General features: G+C 61.6%; 17 protein-coding genes. 16 read left to right on the top strand and 1 reads right to left on the bottom strand.

Features of this window, described 5'->3' with window-relative positions:
* Positions 1 to 134: 134 nt before the first annotated feature.
* Complete coding sequence (locus VC352_RS19295) at positions 135 to 677, top strand: glycine zipper 2TM domain-containing protein (protein ID WP_322981131.1); 543 nt, start codon at positions 135 to 137, stop codon at positions 675 to 677.
* Between the two features lie 81 nt (positions 678 to 758).
* Here VC352_RS19295 and suhB read toward each other — a convergent pair whose 3' ends face one another.
* Positions 759 to 1,574: an inositol-phosphate phosphatase gene (suhB, locus tag VC352_RS19290; protein ID WP_322981130.1), complete on the bottom strand. Its 816-nt coding sequence runs from the start codon at positions 1,572 to 1,574 to the stop codon at positions 759 to 761.
* A 203-nt stretch (positions 1,575 to 1,777) separates the two neighbouring features.
* Between suhB and trmJ the strand changes: the two genes are divergently transcribed.
* From trmJ to ispG, 15 genes are all read left to right on the top strand, one after another.
* Positions 1,778 to 2,557 carry a tRNA (cytosine(32)/uridine(32)-2'-O)-methyltransferase TrmJ gene (trmJ, locus tag VC352_RS19285; protein WP_322981129.1) on the top strand — a complete coding sequence of 260 codons (780 nt, stop codon included), beginning with the start codon at positions 1,778 to 1,780 and terminating at the stop codon, positions 2,555 to 2,557.
* Positions 2,550 to 3,338: a serine O-acetyltransferase gene (gene cysE / locus VC352_RS19280; protein ID WP_322981128.1), complete on the top strand. Its 789-nt coding sequence runs from the start codon at positions 2,550 to 2,552 to the stop codon at positions 3,336 to 3,338. The genes trmJ and cysE overlap by 8 nt, the downstream gene beginning before the upstream one ends.
* 136 nt (positions 3,339 to 3,474) lie before the next feature.
* The gene (iscR, locus tag VC352_RS19275; RefSeq protein ID WP_322981127.1) at positions 3,475 to 3,966 is read left to right on the top strand and encodes a Fe-S cluster assembly transcriptional regulator IscR; all 492 of its coding nucleotides are present in this window, start codon (positions 3,475 to 3,477) and stop codon (positions 3,964 to 3,966) included.
* A gap of 29 nt (positions 3,967 to 3,995) precedes the next feature.
* Positions 3,996 to 5,210, top strand: a complete 1,215-nt coding sequence (locus VC352_RS19270; RefSeq protein WP_322981126.1) for an IscS subfamily cysteine desulfurase — start codon at positions 3,996 to 3,998, stop codon at positions 5,208 to 5,210.
* A gap of 73 nt (positions 5,211 to 5,283) precedes the next feature.
* On the top strand, positions 5,284 to 5,670 hold the full coding sequence (iscU, locus tag VC352_RS19265; RefSeq protein WP_322981125.1) for a Fe-S cluster assembly scaffold IscU: 387 nt from the start codon (positions 5,284 to 5,286) through the stop codon (positions 5,668 to 5,670).
* A gap of 13 nt (positions 5,671 to 5,683) precedes the next feature.
* A complete protein-coding gene (iscA, locus tag VC352_RS19260) occupies positions 5,684 to 6,007 on the top strand; it encodes an iron-sulfur cluster assembly protein IscA (RefSeq protein ID WP_268178766.1) in 324 nt (107 codons plus the stop codon).
* Positions 6,008 to 6,014: 7 nt separating this feature from the next.
* Positions 6,015 to 6,536 (top strand): co-chaperone HscB, encoded by a 522-nt coding sequence (gene hscB / locus VC352_RS19255; protein WP_322981124.1) that lies wholly within the window; start codon positions 6,015 to 6,017, stop codon positions 6,534 to 6,536.
* Between the two features lie 44 nt (positions 6,537 to 6,580).
* On the top strand, positions 6,581 to 8,446 hold the full coding sequence (gene hscA, locus VC352_RS19250) for a Fe-S protein assembly chaperone HscA (RefSeq protein WP_322981123.1): 1,866 nt from the start codon (positions 6,581 to 6,583) through the stop codon (positions 8,444 to 8,446).
* A 3-nt stretch (positions 8,447 to 8,449) separates the two neighbouring features.
* The gene (fdx, locus tag VC352_RS19245) at positions 8,450 to 8,791 is read left to right on the top strand and encodes an ISC system 2Fe-2S type ferredoxin (protein ID WP_322981122.1); all 342 of its coding nucleotides are present in this window, start codon (positions 8,450 to 8,452) and stop codon (positions 8,789 to 8,791) included.
* 18 nt (positions 8,792 to 8,809) lie between these two features.
* The gene (gene iscX / locus VC352_RS19240) at positions 8,810 to 9,010 is read left to right on the top strand and encodes a Fe-S cluster assembly protein IscX (RefSeq protein ID WP_037001993.1); all 201 of its coding nucleotides are present in this window, start codon (positions 8,810 to 8,812) and stop codon (positions 9,008 to 9,010) included.
* 103 nt (positions 9,011 to 9,113) lie between these two features.
* Positions 9,114 to 9,545 carry a nucleoside-diphosphate kinase gene (ndk, locus tag VC352_RS19235; RefSeq protein ID WP_072426064.1) on the top strand — a complete coding sequence of 144 codons (432 nt, stop codon included), beginning with the start codon at positions 9,114 to 9,116 and terminating at the stop codon, positions 9,543 to 9,545.
* Between the two features lie 26 nt (positions 9,546 to 9,571).
* Positions 9,572 to 10,714, top strand: coding sequence for a 23S rRNA (adenine(2503)-C(2))-methyltransferase RlmN (gene rlmN, locus VC352_RS19230; RefSeq protein WP_322981121.1), 1,143 nt, complete (start codon positions 9,572 to 9,574; stop codon positions 10,712 to 10,714).
* Between the two features lie 14 nt (positions 10,715 to 10,728).
* Positions 10,729 to 11,490 carry a type IV pilus biogenesis/stability protein PilW gene (pilW, locus tag VC352_RS19225; RefSeq protein ID WP_322981120.1) on the top strand — a complete coding sequence of 254 codons (762 nt, stop codon included), beginning with the start codon at positions 10,729 to 10,731 and terminating at the stop codon, positions 11,488 to 11,490.
* On the top strand, positions 11,487 to 12,467 hold the full coding sequence (locus VC352_RS19220; protein WP_322981119.1) for a RodZ family helix-turn-helix domain-containing protein: 981 nt from the start codon (positions 11,487 to 11,489) through the stop codon (positions 12,465 to 12,467). The genes pilW and VC352_RS19220 overlap by 4 nt, the downstream gene beginning before the upstream one ends.
* Positions 12,468 to 12,470: 3 nt before the next feature.
* Complete coding sequence (gene ispG / locus VC352_RS19215) at positions 12,471 to 13,583, top strand: flavodoxin-dependent (E)-4-hydroxy-3-methylbut-2-enyl-diphosphate synthase (protein ID WP_322981118.1); 1,113 nt, start codon at positions 12,471 to 12,473, stop codon at positions 13,581 to 13,583.
* Positions 13,584 to 13,598: the final 15 nt, after the last annotated feature.

Below are 13,598 nucleotides of genomic sequence, written 5' to 3'. Positions count from 1 at the left end.
TGAAAGAGGGCGCCAGACACTGTGATGCGGTTCATGAAACATGACGAAGGCCGCGGCAAGTCGAACTTGCCGCGGCCTTTTGCTGTCCTAGGCAGGGAGAAAGGCGCAAGGCGCCGTGCGAGGAGACAACAATCATGAACAAGTCGATGTTGGTAGGTGCCGTGCTGGGCGCTGTGGGTGTGACGGCGGGTGGGGCGGTTGCCACTTACAGTCTCGTGGATCGCGGCCCTGATTACGCGGAAGTGCTGGCGGTCACGCCGGTCAAGGAAACCATCCAGACCCCGCGTGAGGTCTGCAAGGACGTTACCGTGACGCGTCAGCGTCCGGTGCAGGATCAGCACCAGATTGCAGGTACGGCGATCGGCGCCATTGCTGGCGGCCTATTGGGTAACCAGATCGGTGGCGGTAACGGCAAGAAGATCGCCACCGTCGCCGGTGCCATCGGTGGTGGTTATGCGGGCAACAAGGTTCAGGAAGGCATGCAGCAGCGTGACACCTATACCACGACCGAGACCCGCTGCAACACGGTCACCGACACCAGCGAGAAGGTGGTCGGTTACGACGTGAAGTACAAGTTGGATGAGAAGATTGGCAGCGTGCGCATGGATCGTGATCCGGGCAGCCAGATTCCGGTCAATAAACAGGGCGAGCTGGTGCTGGTGCAACAGGCGCAATAAATTCAGCCCAATAAAAAACGCCCTTCGGGGCGTTTTTTATTGGGCTGCCTGGAGCGGATGAGTTCGCTCCAGTAGTCATTCTCAGCGTTTCATCGAGGCTGGCAGGTGCGGCTGGATGGCGGTCAGAACGGCCTTGAAGCACTTGGTGTTGCCGGCGACGATCTGGCCTTTTTCGAGGAACTCATGGCTGCCGGTGAAATCGCTGACCAGGCCGCCTGCTTCTTGAATCAGCAGGGCGCCTGCGGCCATGTCCCACTCCGACAGGCCGAACTCCCAGAAGGCATCGAAGCGGCCGGCCGCAACGTAGGCCAGATCCAGGCTGGCAGCGCCGGCGCGACGGATGCCGGCGGTCTGCCCGGTCAGGCTGCGGAACATGCCCAGGTAGTTTTCCAGGTGATCCATCTGGCCGTCACGGAAGGGGAAGCCGGTGCCCAGCAGGGCGCCGTCCAGGCTCTTGCGATTGCTCACGCGCAGGCGGCGACCATTGAGGGCGGCGCCACGGCCACGGCTGGCCGTGAACTCTTCCTGGCGCACCGGATCGAGGACGATGGCATGTTCGAGGCGGCCGCGATATTTGCAGGCGATGCTGATGGCGAAGTGGGGAACACCACGAATGAAGTTGGTGGTGCCGTCCAGCGGGTCGATGATCCACTGATAGTCGGCGCCTTCGCCGCTGCCTTCCAACACGCCGCCTTCCTCGCCCAGGAAGCTGTGAGTCGGATAGGCCTTGCGAATGGCCTGGACGATCATCAGTTCGGCGGCCTTGTCGACTTCGGTCACGTAGTCCTTGGCATCCTTCTCGTCGACCGAGATGACATCCAGGCGCTCGATGGAGCGAAAGATCATTTCACCGGCGCTGCGGGCGGCGCGCAGGGCGATATTCAGCATGGGCTGCATGGGAGGTTCACCTGGGGCGTTAAAGAAAGCCGGCCATGTTAGCAGAAAACCGTTGCTGATGAAGCGCCGCCTGTAGTCTTGCATAACGCAGTCTGCATGCGGCGGATCAGCGGTAAGCGCGCAGTGGTGCCGGCGCTGCATGGCAATGAGGATTGGGCTTCGGTAAGATCGTTGGCCCTTTTGCTTGCGTGGATGGTTTGGCCGTGCTGGAAAGAATTCGCGTTGTGCTGGTCGGCACCAGTCATCCGGGGAACATCGGCGGTGCTGCGCGGGCCATGAAGAACATGGGGCTTTCACGTCTGGTGCTGGTGGCGCCAGAGGACTTTCCCAGTAGCGATGCCGTGGCGCGTGCTTCGGGGGCGACCGATATCCTCGATGCTGCGCAGGTGGTCGAGACGCTGGAAGATGCCCTGGTCGGCTGCACCTTGGTAGTCGGTACCAGTGCCCGCGACCGGCGCATTCCCTGGCCCATGCTTGATCCGCGCGAATGCGGTGTGGCGAGTTGCGAGCAGGCCGCAGCGGGCGGCGAAGTGGCGCTGGTGTTTGGTCGTGAGTACGCCGGCCTGACCAACGAAGAGCTGCAGCGATGTCAGTATCACGTGCACATTCCATCCGATCCTGACTTCAGTTCGCTCAATCTCGCGGCTGCTGTGCAGGTGCTGAGTTACGAAGTGCGTATGGCCTGGTTGGCGGCGCAGCAGTTGCCGACCAAGGTGGCAAAGCTGGAGACCACGGCGATGCTCAATACGCAACTGGCGACCGCGGACGAACTGGAGTCCTTCTATGGGCACCTGGAGCGTGCGCTGGTCGCGATTGGCTTTCTCGATCCGGAGAAGCCTCGGCACCTGATGAGCCGTCTGCGCCGCCTGTATGGGCGTAGCGATCTGAGCAAGCTGGAAATGAACATTCTGCGCGGCATCCTGACCGAGACGGAGAAGGCGGCGCGCGGTGAGCACCACAAGCGGGGAGAGACAGATGTTTGAGCGCATGCGGGAAGATATTCAGAGCGTATTCCATCGGGATCCGGCGGCGCGTAATGCCTTCGAGGTGGTCACCTGCTACCCCGGGCTGCACGCAGTCTGGCTGCACCGCGTTGCTCATGCCCTGTGGGTGTCGGGCTGGAAGTGGCTGGCTCGGGTCGTTTCCAACTTCGGTCGCTGGATGACCGGTATCGAGATTCATCCTGGTGCCAGGATCGGACGGCGTTTCTTCATCGATCACGGCATGGGCATCGTCATTGGTGAGACCGCCGAGATCGGTAACGACGTGACCCTCTATCAGGGGGTGACTCTGGGCGGCACCAGTTGGAACAAAGGCAAGCGCCATCCGACCCTGGAGGACGGCGTCGTGGTCGGTGCGGGTGCCAAGGTGCTCGGGCCTTTCACGGTGGGTGCGGGCGCCAAGATCGGCTCCAATGCGGTGGTGACCAAAGCAGTACCGGCGGGCGCGACTGCGGTGGGCATTCCCGGCAAGATCATCGTCAAGTCCGATGATGAGCAGGAGGCCAAGCGTCAGGCCATGGCCGAGAAGATCGGCTTCGATGCCTATGGCGTTGGTCAGGACATGCCAGATCCGGTGGCGCGAGCCATTGGCCAGTTACTCGATCACCTGCATGCCGTCGATGGCCGTCTTGAGGGGATGTGCAAGGCGCTGACGGCGTTGGGCAGTGATTACTGCGCCAAGGACTTGCCGGTGTTGCGCGACGAGGATTTCGCCGGGGTCTGCAAGGATCAGCAGCACGCGGACGACAAGCCGGCGGCATGATGCGTGGCGAGGCGGCCTCTGCTATCATGCCGCCTCTTCTTTTGGTCAATCCCGAGTAAATCAATAGGTCTTATAGTTGACTTAAATACTCGGGAATCGCATACTCGCCAGCATTCAAGTGATTCGTGGTAGAGCCATGCGACTGACTACCAAAGGCCGTTATGCCGTTACGGCCATGCTCGATCTGGCGCTGCATGCACAGCACGGCCCGGTCTCTCTCGCCGATATTTCCGAGCGTCAGGGTATTTCCCTGTCCTATCTGGAGCAGCTGTTCGCCAAATTGCGCCGTGGCAATCTGGTTTCCAGCGTGCGTGGTCCGGGTGGTGGCTATCAATTGTCGCGCGACATGCGCGGTATCCAGGTGGCGCAGGTGATCGATGCGGTCAACGAGTCGGTCGATGCCACGCGGTGCCAGGGGCAGGGTGATTGCCATTCCGGTGATACCTGTCTGACCCACCATCTGTGGTGCGACCTCAGTCAGCAGATTCATGAATTCCTCAGTGGCATCAGCCTGGCCGATCTGGTCGCGCGCCACGAGGTGCAGGAAGTCGCGTCACGCCAGGATCAGCGTCGCTGCTCTGGTGCGGCGCCACACCTGGACAAGATCGAAGCGTCCGCCATCGAGTGAGCAGGGCGTTGCCTGATAGGAGAAACCCAATGAAATTGCCGATCTACCTCGATTATTCCGCCACTACACCGGTTGATCCGCGTGTTGCGCAGAAGATGAGCGAGTGTCTGCTGGTCGATGGTAACTTCGGCAACCCGGCCTCGCGCTCTCACGTCTTCGGCTGGAAAGCCGAGGAAGCCGTGGAAAACGCACGTCGTCAGGTTGCCGAGCTGGTCAATGCCGACCCGCGTGAAATCGTCTGGACCAGTGGTGCCACCGAGTCCAACAACCTGGCCATCAAGGGTGTAGCGCACTTCTACGCCAGCAAAGGCAAGCACATCATCACCTCGAAGATCGAGCACAAGGCGGTGCTGGACACCACGCGCCAGCTGGAGCGTGAAGGCTTCGAGGTCACTTATCTGGAGCCCGGTGAAGACGGTCTGATCACGCCGGCCATGGTCGAGGCCGCGCTGCGTGAAGACACCGTGTTGGTGTCGCTCATGCACGTCAACAACGAAATCGGCACCATCAACGACATTGCCGCCATTGGTGAGCTGACCCGCTCCCGTGGCGTGCTGCTGCATGTCGATGCGGCTCAGGCCACTGGCAAGGTGGAAATCGATCTGGAGAAGATGAAGGTCGACCTGATGTCCTTCTCCGCGCACAAGACATACGGTCCGAAAGGTGTGGGTGCGCTGTACGTGCGCCGCAAGCCGCGCGTGCGTCTGGAAGCGCAGACTCATGGCGGTGGTCACGAGCGTGGCATGCGCTCCGGCACTCTGGCCACGCACCAATGCGTCGGCATGGGTGAAGCCTTCCGTATCGCCAAGGAAGAAATGGCCGCCGAGAACCAGCGTATCGCGGCTCTGCGGGATCGCTTCTACCGTCAGCTCGAAAGCATGGAAGAGCTCTACGTCAACGGCAGCCTGACCGCTCGCGTACCGCACAACCTGAATCTGAGCTTCAACTACGTCGAAGGCGAGTCGCTGATCATGGCGCTCAAGGATCTGGCCGTGTCGTCCGGTTCTGCCTGCACCTCGGCCTCGCTCGAGCCCTCCTACGTGCTGCGTGCTCTGGGCCGTAACGACGAGCTGGCGCACAGTTCGATCCGTTTCACCTTCGGCCGCTTCACCACCGAAGAAGAAGTCGACTACGCCGCTGCCAAGGTTCGCGAAGCCGTGGACAAGCTGCGTGAGTTGTCGCCCCTGTGGGATATGTTCAAAGAAGGTGTCGACCTTTCCTCCGTGGAATGGGCAGCACACTGACAAGCTGCCGAGGCGGATCGCTGCAGAGGCGGTCTGCCTTAAGAGCGGCACCTGATGAGAGAGGAAGTACACCATGGCATACAGTGACAAGGTCATCGACCACTACGAAAATCCGCGCAACGTCGGCAAGCTGAACGCAGAAGATCCGGATGTCGGTACCGGCATGGTCGGTGCGCCGGCTTGCGGTGACGTCATGCGCTTGCAGATCAAGGTCAACGAGCAGGGCGTGATCGAAGACGCCAAGTTCAAGACCTACGGCTGCGGTTCGGCCATCGCCTCCAGCTCCCTCGCCACCGAGTGGATGAAGGGCAAGACCCTGGACGAGGCCGAGAGCATCAAGAACACCCAGCTGGCCGAAGAACTGGCGCTGCCGCCAGTGAAAATCCACTGCTCGGTACTCGCCGAGGACGCCATCAAGGCGGCCGTGCGCGATTACAAGCAGAAGAAAGGCTTGGCCTGAGGCGGGGTGCGTAATGGCCATCACCATGACTGAAGCAGCGGCCCGTCACGTCCAGCGCTCCCTCGAGGGGCGCGGCAAGGGCGAGGGCATTCGTCTCGGCGTGCGTACCACGGGCTGTTCCGGCCTGGCCTACGTGCTCGAGTTCGTTGACGAACTGGCGGCCGAGGATCAGGTGTTCGAGAACCACGGCGTCAAGGTGATCATCGATCCCAAGAGCCTGGTCTATCTCGATGGCACCGAGCTGGACTTCGTCAAGGAAGGGTTGAACGAAGGCTTCAAGTTCAACAACCCCAACGTGCGTGGCGAATGCGGCTGCGGCGAAAGCTTCAACGTCTGAGGTCGCTGTGGGTAAACCCTGTCATTTCGCCCTGTTCGACCTGCAGCCGGCCTTCCGCATCGATCTTGATCAGTTGGGTGTGCGCTACCGCGAGTTGGCTCGCCAGGTGCACCCTGATCGTTTCGCTGATGCCGACGAGCGCGAGCAGCGTCTGGCGCTGGAGCGCTCGGCGAGCCTCAACGAGGCTTATCAGGTGCTCAAGAGTCCTTCCCAGCGCGCCCGCTACCTGCTGACGCTGCGTGGCAGCGAGGTACCGCTCGAAGTCACCGTGCAGGATCCGGACTTCCTTCTGCAGCAGATGCAGTGGCGCGAAGAACTCGAAGAGTTGCAGGACGAGGCCGACCTCGCAGGTGTGGCCTCGTTCAAGCGCCGCCTCAAGCAGGCTCAGGAACAACTGGGTGAGCGTTTTGCCGACTGCTGGGATGACGAAGCCCGGCGCGAGGAAGCCGAGCGCCTGATGCGGCGCATGCAGTTCCTCGACAAGCTGTCTCATGAAGTGCGCCAGTTGGAAGAGCGCCTCGACGACTAACCGTGGGCTGCGCAGGCAGCCTGCCCGATGATTTCAGAGCGACCATGGCCTTATTGCAGATCGCCGAGCCAGGACAGAGCCCGCAGCCCCATCAGCGTCGTCTGGCGGTGGGTATCGACCTGGGTACCACCAATTCCTTAGTTGCTGCCGTGCGCAGCGGTCTGGCCGAACCCTTGGTCGACGCGGCGGGGGCGGTGATTCTGCCTTCGGCTGTGCGTTACCTCGATGCCGGTATTGAAGTGGGCGAGGCGGCCAAGCGGGCTGCGGCGCAGGATCCCTTCAATACCGTGGTTTCGGTCAAGCGTCTGATGGGGCGCGGCCTTGCTGATGTCCATCAATTGGGCGAGCAGTTGCCTTATCGCTTCAGTGTCGGCGAGTCGCACATGCCGTTCATCGAGACGGTGCAGGGCGCGAAGAGCCCGGTCGAGATTTCCGCTGAAATTCTCAAGACGCTGCGTCTGCGTGCCGAGCAGACTCTGGGTGGTGAGTTGGTCGGGGCGGTGATCACCGTGCCTGCCTATTTCGACGACGCCCAGCGTCAGGCCACCAAGGACGCCGCGCGTCTGGCGGGGCTCAACGTGCTGCGTCTACTCAACGAGCCGACCGCCGCCGCTGTCGCCTATGGCCTCGATCAGAAGGCCGAGGGCGTGGTCGCGATATATGACCTGGGCGGCGGTACCTTCGATATTTCCATTCTGCGTTTGACCGGCGGGGTCTTCGAAGTGCTGGCTACCGGTGGCGACAGCGCCCTGGGTGGTGATGACTTCGATCATGCCGTGGCGGATTGGGTGATCGCGCAGGCCGGGCTGTCCAGTGATCTGGATCCGTCGACGCAGCGCAGTCTGCTGCAGGCCGCTTGTGCCGCCAAGGAAGCGCTGACCGCTGAAGCGAGTACCGAAATCACCTATGGCGAGTGGCGCGGCACGCTGACTCGCGAGGTCTTCGACGCACTGATCGAGCCCATGGTGGCGCGCAGCCTCAAGGCCTGCCGTCGCGCCGTGCGTGATTCTGGCGTCGAACTGGAAGAGGTTGGCGCGGTGGTGATGGTGGGTGGTTCTACCCGCGTGCCCTGTGTTCGTCAGGCGGTGGCGGAGCTGTTCGGTCGCCAGCCGCTGACCAATATCGACCCTGATCAGGTGGTCGCCATCGGCGCCGCGATTCAGGCCGATACCCTGGCGGGCAACAAGCGCGACGATGGTGAAGAGCTGTTGTTGCTCGACGTGATTCCGCTGTCGCTCGGCCTGGAAACCATGGGCGGGTTGATGGAAAAGGTGATTCCACGCAACACCACCATCCCGGTGGCGCGTGCGCAGGATTTCACCACCTATAAGGATGGCCAGACGGCCATGATGATTCACGTGCTGCAGGGCGAGCGCGAGCTGATCAGCGGCTGCCGTTCGCTGGCGCGCTTCGAGCTGCGCGGCATTCCGCCGATGGTGGCTGGCGCGGCGAAGATTCGCGTGACCTTCCAGGTCGATGCCGACGGGCTGTTGAGCGTCGCGGCGCGCGAGCTGGCGTCTGGTGTCGAGGCGAGCATTCAGGTCAAACCGTCCTATGGCCTGACCGATGGCGAGATCGCCCGCATGCTGCAGGATTCCTTCCAGAATGCCGGCGGTGACAAGGCGGCGCGCGCTCTGCGCGAGCAGCAGGTCGATGCCGAGCGTCTGCTCGAAGCCGTCCAGGCCGCGCTGGATGTCGACGGCGATCGTTTGCTGGATGCCGAAGAGCGTTTGGCCATCGAGGCGCAGATGGACGTGCTGCGGGAGCAGGTCGCTGGCGATGACGTGCACCTCATCGAGCAGCAGACCAAGCGCCTGAGTCAAATTACCGATGCCTTCGCGGCGCGCCGGATGGACGCCAGCGTCAAGGCGGCCCTGGCAGGCCGCAGCCTTAACGAGATCGAGGAATAACCCATGCCACAGGTGATTTTTCTGCCGCACGAGCGTTTCTGCCCGGAAGGCCTGGTGGTCGAGGCCGAGCCCGGTATCTCCATTCTGGAGCTGGCGCACGAGCACCATATCGAGATGGAAAGTGCCTGCGGTGGCGTGTGTGCCTGCACCACTTGTCACTGCATCGTGCGTGAAGGTTTCGATTCGCTGAACGAAGCCGACGAGCTGGAAGAGGACTATCTGGACAAGGCCTGGGGGCTTGAGGCGCAGTCCCGTTTGGCATGCCAGGCCATCGTCGGCGAGGAAGACCTTACCGTCGAGATTCCCAAGTATTCGCTGAATCACGCGGCCGAAGCGCCGCACTGACCTCCGGAGAGCGTCGTCATGAGTTTGAAGTGGGCCGATGTGCTGGATATCGCCATCGAACTGAGTGAGCAGAAGCCGGACGTCGATCCGCGTTACGTGAACTTCGTCGATCTGCACCGCTGGGTGGTGTCGTTGCCGCAGTTCTCCGACGACCCGCAGCGCGGGGGGGAGAAGGTGCTGGAGGCGATACAGGCCGCCTGGATCGAAGAACTCGATTGAAACAGGCGCTTGCGGCGCCTGCCCTACGCTTTTAACCGGAACCCGCGTATAATTCGCGGGTTTAATTTTTCGCTTTAACCCTAAGTTTCTCTGGAGCTACACAATGGCCGTTCAACGTACTTTCTCCATCATCAAGCCTGACGCCGTCGCCAAGAACGTCATCGGTGAGATCACCACCCGTTTCGAAAAGGCCGGCCTGCGCGTCGTGGCTTCGAAGATGGTGCAACTGTCCGAGCGTGAAGCGGCTGGCTTCTACGCCGAGCACAGCGAGCGCGGCTTCTTCAAGGATCTGGTTGCTTTCATGACTTCCGGCCCGGTTATCGTTCAGGTTCTGGAAGGCGAAGACGCCGTCCTGAAAAACCGTGAGCTGATGGGCGCGACCAACCCGAAAGAAGCGGCTGCCGGCACCATCCGCGCCGATTTCGCCGTTTCCATCGACGAGAACGCCGTTCACGGTTCGGATTCCGAAGCCTCCGCTGCTCGCGAGATCGCTTACTTCTTCTCCGCTACCGAGCTGTGCGCGCGCATTCGCTGATTGGCGAATGAAGCGAGGGTGAAGCCATGACCAATACCACCGGCAAGATCAACCTGCTGGGCCTGACCCAGCCGGAAATGGAACAGTTCTTCGAGTCCATTGGCGAGAAGCGCTTCCGTGCCGGCCAGGTAATGAAGTGGATTCACCACTTTGGCGTCGATGATTTCGCCGCCATGACCAATGTCGGCAAGGCCTTGCGCGAGAAGCTCGAGGCCTCTGCCGAGATTCGCGGCCCGGAAGTGGTCAGCGAAAATATTTCTGCCGATGGCACGCGCAAGTGGGTGGTGCGTGTGGCGTCGGGTAGCTGCGTGGAAACGGTCTACATCCCGCAGAACGGCCGTGGCACCCTGTGTGTGTCGTCGCAGGCCGGTTGTGCTCTGGATTGCAGTTTCTGCTCCACCGGCAAGCAAGGTTTCAACAGCGACCTGACCAGTGCCGAGATCATTGGCCAGGTATGGATCGCCAACAAATCCTTCGGCACCGTGCCGGCGAAGATCGATCGCGCCATTACCAACGTGGTGATGATGGGCATGGGTGAGCCGTTGCTGAACTTCGACAACGTCGTCTCGGCCATGCAGATCATGATGGACGACCTTGGCTACGGCATTTCCAAGCGCAAGGTGACGCTGTCCACCTCTGGCGTGGTGCCGATGATCGATAAGCTGGCTGAAGTGATCGACGTGTCCCTGGCACTGTCGCTTCACGCGCCCAACGACGAGTTGCGCAACCAGTTGGTGCCGATCAACAAGAAGTACCCGCTGGACATGTTGCTGGCGGCCTGCAAGCGCTACATCTCCAAGCTGGGCGAGAAACGCGTGCTGACCATCGAGTACACCTTGCTCAAGGGGGTGAACGATCAGCCCGAGCATGCTGAGCAGATGATCGCACTTCTGGCCGACGTACCTTGCAAGATCAACCTGATTCCGTTTAATCCATTCCCCTTCTCGGGTTACGAGCGGCCGAGCAATAACGCCATCCGCCGTTTCCAGGATCTGCTGCACAAGGCCGGGCATAATGTCACGGTGCGCACCACACGTGGTGACGACATCGATGCCGCTTGTGGCCAGTTGGTTGGCCAGGTCATGGATCGTACCCGTCGCAGTGAGCGCTACATCGCCGTGCGCCAGTTGGCCGGTGACGCAGCGCCTGCTGCCGTCAACCGAAACTAGAAGAGAGGATGCCGATGCCCCTGCGCCCCAGCCTGCTGTTGTTACTGGTCAGTCTGCTCACCGCCTGTGTGACCACTGGCGATGTGGATCCCATGAAGACGGACAAGGGGCGCAAGGAGGCGGTGAACGCCTATGTGCAGCTGGGCATCGCCTATATCCAGCAAGGCGATACCCAGCGTGCCAAGGTGCCGCTGAAGAACGCGCTGGACATCGATTCCTCCAACGCCGACGCACACGCCGCGCTGGCCCTGGCCTTCCAGGTGGAAATGGAACCGAAGCTGGCCGACGAACATTACCGCAAGGCGCTGTCGCAGCGTCCTGACGATGCGCGGCTGCTGAACAACTACGGTGGCTTCCTGTTCGAGCAGAAGCGTTACAAGGATGCCAACGAGATCTACCTCAAGGCCGCCGAAGACAATCTTTATCCGGAACGCTCGCGTGTGTTCGAGAACCTCGGCCTCACCGCCTTGCAGCTCGGTCAGCGCGAACAGGCCAAGGAATACTTCCAGCGCTCGTTGCGCCTGAGCAGCCGCCAACCCGGCGCTCTGCTGGAAATGGCGCAGCTGTCCTACGAGGATCGCGCCTATGTCCCTGCTCGTAGCTATTACGATGCCTACAGCGAACTGGCACCGCAGAACGCCCGCAGCCTGCTGCTGGGTGCTCGGCTCGCCGAAGTGTTCGAGGATCGTGACAAGGCTGCCAGTCTGGGGCTGCAGTTGAAACGCCTGTATCCGGCGTCTCAGGAATACCAGCAATACCAGTCGGGGAAACAATGAAAGCGGCGCAATCCGAAATCAGTCAGCCAATGGCCGGCAATCCAGGCGAGACCCTGCGTCAAGCGCGGGAGGCGAAGGGCTGGAGCGTCGCCGAAGTGGCTACCCAGCTCAACCTGACATCGCAGCGACTGTCGCAGCTCGAAGAAGGTGCGTTCGACAAGCTGCCCGGCACCACCTTCGCCCGTGGCTACATTCGCGCCTACGCCAAGTTGCTGGAACTCGATCAGAACCGTCTGGTACTGGAGTTCGACCAGTTCACCGGTACCGATGCCACAGGTAGCAGCGTGCACGCTTTGGGGCGTATCGAGGAACCCGTGCGTTATTCGCAGAGCATCCTGCGACTGGTCAGTTTCCTGCTGCTGCTGGCTCTGGTGGGCGGTGGTTTCTTCTGGTGGCAGGACAAGGGCAGTGATACCGCGTTGCGCCTGCTCGACCAGGGCCTCGAGCATGTCGAGGTCGAGGCGGCCGATGGCACCACGGAAATTCATTCGCTGGCAGAGCCTGAGGATCAGGCTGTGGTCGATGCTCAGGTAGACGAGTCGAGTACCCCCTTGCTGCTTCCGACCGAACCGGGAGAAGAGGCGGAACCTGTTCAACCGACTACTGATCAAGCTCCGCAGGCGCCTGCTGCTGCCGAGGCGCCTCGGGCGAATCCGGCACCTTCGCCGGCGCAGCCGCAAGTGCCTGCTGTCGCTGCACAGCCGGTGAACGCTGCGCCTGTTGCCGCTGCTCCCGGGCAGGGGCAACTGAACGTTCAGTTCACTGCCGATTGCTGGACTCAGGTAACCGATGCCGATGGCAAGGTTCTGCTGAGTGGGCTCAAGCGTGCAGGTGATCAGTTGGAGCTGAGCGGCAAGGCGCCGCTGGAGCTGCGTCTGGGCTTCGCCCGCGGCGCCCAGGTGACCTACAACGGCCAAGGCGTGGACGTTGCGCCGCACATGACTGGCGAGACCGCTCGCCTGAAACTGGGGTTGTAAAGCATGCATTGCGAATCGCCGATCAAGCGCCGGCTGTCGCGCAAGATCTGGGTTGGCTCGGTACCGGTGGGCGGCGATGCGCCGATTGCCGTACAGAGCATGACCAACACCGACACCAACGATGTGGCGGCTACCGTGGCGCAGATTCGTCGTCTGGAAGATGCCGGTGCCGATATCGTGCGCGTTTCCGTGCCGGACATGGATGCTGCCGAGGCCTTTGGCCGGATCAAGCAGCAGGTGCGTGTGCCGCTGGTGGCCGACATCCACTTCGATTATCAGATCGCCCTGCGTGTGGCTGAGCTGGGCGTCGATTGTCTGCGCATCAATCCGGGCAACATCGGCCGCGAGGATCGCGTCAAGGCGGTGGTCGAAGCCGCTCGCGACAAGGGCATCCCGATCCGCATCGGCGTCAACGCCGGCTCTCTGGAAAAGGATCTGCAGAAGAAATATGGCGAGCCGACTCCCGAGGCCTTGGTCGAGTCCGCATTGCGCCATGTCGAGCATCTGGATCGTTTGAACTTCCCTGACTTCAAGGTCAGCGTGAAGGCTTCCGACGTGTTCATGGCTGTCGAGGCCTACCGCCTGCTGGCCAAGCAAATCGAGCAGCCGCTGCATCTGGGCATTACCGAAGCGGGTGGCCTGCGTTCCGGTACGGTGAAATCCGCCGTCGGCCTGGGCATGCTGCTGGCCGACGGCATTGGCGATACCATCCGCATCTCCCTGGCTGCCGATCCGGTGGAAGAGATCAAGGTCGGCTTCGACATCCTCAAGTCCCTGCGTCTGCGTTCGCGTGGCATCAACTTCATCGCCTGCCCGAGCTGCTCGCGGCAGAACTTCGATGTGGTCAAGACCATGAACGAGCTGGAGGCGCGCGTCGAGGATCTGCTGGTGCCGCTGGATGTGGCCGTGATCGGCTGTGTGGTCAATGGCCCTGGCGAAGCCAAGGAGGCGCATATCGGCCTCACCGGCGGTAGCCCGAACAACCTGGTTTACATCGATGGCAAACCCGCCTCGAAGCTGACCAACGAAAACCTGGTGGATGAGCTGGAGAGGCTCATCCGCGACAAGGCGGCCGAGAAAGCCGCTGCCGATGCTGCCGTGATCGTGCGTAGCTGATCGCTGCGCTTTAAG

The sequence above is a fragment of the Pseudomonas sp. C11 genome (genome assembly GCF_034683865.1).
GTDB lineage: Bacteria > Pseudomonadota > Gammaproteobacteria > Pseudomonadales > Pseudomonadaceae > Aquipseudomonas.
This window is presented reverse-complemented; position numbering and strand designations above follow the sequence as displayed.

What these genes read in the sequence shown, in the direction of transcription:
- VC352_RS19295 (WP_322981131.1), top strand. Translation starts at nt 135, where the DNA reads ATGAACAAGTCGATGTTGGTAGGTGCCGTGCTGGGCGCTGTGGGTGTG.
- suhB (WP_322981130.1), bottom strand. Translation starts at nt 1,574, where the DNA reads ATGCAGCCCATGCTGAATATCGCCCTGCGCGCCGCCCGCAGCGCCGGT.
- cysE (WP_322981128.1), top strand. Translation starts at nt 2,550, where the DNA reads ATGTTTGAGCGCATGCGGGAAGATATTCAGAGCGTATTCCATCGGGAT.
- iscR (WP_322981127.1), top strand. Translation starts at nt 3,475, where the DNA reads ATGCGACTGACTACCAAAGGCCGTTATGCCGTTACGGCCATGCTCGAT.
- VC352_RS19270 (WP_322981126.1), top strand. Translation starts at nt 3,996, where the DNA reads ATGAAATTGCCGATCTACCTCGATTATTCCGCCACTACACCGGTTGAT.
- iscU (WP_322981125.1), top strand. Translation starts at nt 5,284, where the DNA reads ATGGCATACAGTGACAAGGTCATCGACCACTACGAAAATCCGCGCAAC.
- iscA (WP_268178766.1), top strand. Translation starts at nt 5,684, where the DNA reads ATGGCCATCACCATGACTGAAGCAGCGGCCCGTCACGTCCAGCGCTCC.
- hscA (WP_322981123.1), top strand. Translation starts at nt 6,581, where the DNA reads ATGGCCTTATTGCAGATCGCCGAGCCAGGACAGAGCCCGCAGCCCCAT.
- fdx (WP_322981122.1), top strand. Translation starts at nt 8,450, where the DNA reads ATGCCACAGGTGATTTTTCTGCCGCACGAGCGTTTCTGCCCGGAAGGC.
- iscX (WP_037001993.1), top strand. Translation starts at nt 8,810, where the DNA reads ATGAGTTTGAAGTGGGCCGATGTGCTGGATATCGCCATCGAACTGAGT.
- ndk (WP_072426064.1), top strand. Translation starts at nt 9,114, where the DNA reads ATGGCCGTTCAACGTACTTTCTCCATCATCAAGCCTGACGCCGTCGCC.
- rlmN (WP_322981121.1), top strand. Translation starts at nt 9,572, where the DNA reads ATGACCAATACCACCGGCAAGATCAACCTGCTGGGCCTGACCCAGCCG.
- pilW (WP_322981120.1), top strand. Translation starts at nt 10,729, where the DNA reads ATGCCCCTGCGCCCCAGCCTGCTGTTGTTACTGGTCAGTCTGCTCACC.
- VC352_RS19220 (WP_322981119.1), top strand. Translation starts at nt 11,487, where the DNA reads ATGAAAGCGGCGCAATCCGAAATCAGTCAGCCAATGGCCGGCAATCCA.
- ispG (WP_322981118.1), top strand. Translation starts at nt 12,471, where the DNA reads ATGCATTGCGAATCGCCGATCAAGCGCCGGCTGTCGCGCAAGATCTGG.